This window comes from Microcoleus sp. Pol8_D6, assembly GCF_036700965.1.
GTDB lineage: Bacteria > Cyanobacteriota > Cyanobacteriia > Cyanobacteriales > Microcoleaceae > Microcoleus.
In genome coordinates, this window is sequence record NZ_JAUBPW010000164.1 from 1 (window position 1) to 1,453 (window position 1,453).

Consider the following 1,453-nt stretch of genomic DNA (forward strand, 5'->3'; position numbering starts at 1 on the left):
CTTTCATTAGGTTTGATTACACAATGATATTTCATTATTATTGATTGTACCTCATTACAGCGGGAACCGCTGTATGTCAAATTTAAAAAAGCTTTGGGGCAAGAGACTTAAAAATCTTTCCCTTTATCAGAAAGCGCAACAAATTGGTTTTGAGTATATCCTCAACCCCGACACTGGCGAACTACATCGTGTTGGTCTGGATAATTTTTGGGGTTCTCACAATCTCGCAGATGCAAACCTAAGCCTTTTCATTGGTCTTAATGATATTGGGATTATACCAGTTGACGTTTTTCCTGATTGCAAAATACTTCCCGTTTACGATATTGATACTGGCGAAATGATTGGAAGCTATACCCTCAATAAATGTAGTCACTGCTTTAGAAAATAAACTTACTTCTTTAAAAGGCATTGGGAACTTGGGCATAATCAAAAAATTCTGAGGACAGACGCATGACGTATAGGCTGTTTGAAATCCCATCTGAGAGCGGTAATCATGCAGATGTTGTCTGGGCTGATCCCAGTAGTAGCGATCGCAATGCCTATACCCATTTAGCCTATACAATCGAAACAACTGACAGCGAAAACAGCGTACTAGATGGGCGAGGTATCCGCTTCAAAAACTTACGCCGACGGGGAATGATTAAAGAAAAATTTCCCCACTTCTTTTTACGTCTCAAGGAAGGCCGTGCTTACTATGTAGGCGAAAGCGTCCTCGAAAACAATGAGCTAAAGCATCAGCATCATATTAAAACTGTTCTAAGGTTGGGTGCATTAGAGCTACTTGCAAATATCTATTCTGGGCGGATTACCGCTAGTGACAAAGATCCTTTTCCTCATCAACTAGCATTACAACAGTATGTTAAGAATCATGAATCTCGCATTAAGCGAATTCTGATCGCCGACGAAGTAGGTTTAGGTAAAACAATTGAAGTAGGTTTAATATTAAGAGATAAGCTGATTGCACAAAAAGATGATTTGTGTTGTCTTTATCTAACTTCTGGTGGGTTAACAGAAGATGTTAGAGATAAACTGCGTAGTGTGATTAAAGATTCTGGTGATGGAAGCATTATTAGCGTTGTAGATTCTTTTAGAGAATATGGCGATAGCATTAGCCAAAAAGGTATTCGGATTGCTAGTATGCACGCTGCTAGACGATATCACAATGATAATAAAAAGCTACCTAAAGGAGTTAAACCAAATATCATCATCATTGATGAATGTCATCACTGTGCCAGCAATGCTAACCTCAATGAAGAGTCACCTGTAAAATCGGCAATTGATACAACACAAGCTTATAAAACTGCATATCAGATAATCGCAGGTGAGTTTTGGAAAGACTCCGAACCGCCAGAGCTAGTTATCTTGATGAGTGCTACGGGTGCATCTCAGTTTTGCAAATACATCAAGTGGAAAGTTGACCATTGAGATAAGCACAGCGCAGAGAAAGGATAGA

Annotated in this window: 2 protein-coding genes; both read left to right on the forward strand. The window is 39.2% G+C overall.

From position 1 onward, the window contains the following. Positions 1 to 73: 73 nt before the first annotated feature. Positions 74 to 388: a hypothetical protein gene (locus QUA10_RS28990; RefSeq protein ID WP_333086491.1), complete on the forward strand. Its 315-nt coding sequence runs from the start codon at positions 74 to 76 to the stop codon at positions 386 to 388. Positions 389 to 450: 62 nt separating this feature from the next. Next, positions 451 to 1,425 (forward strand): DEAD/DEAH box helicase family protein, encoded by a 975-nt coding sequence (locus QUA10_RS28995; RefSeq protein ID WP_333086492.1) that lies wholly within the window; start codon positions 451 to 453, stop codon positions 1,423 to 1,425. Positions 1,426 to 1,453 lie beyond the last annotated feature (28 nt).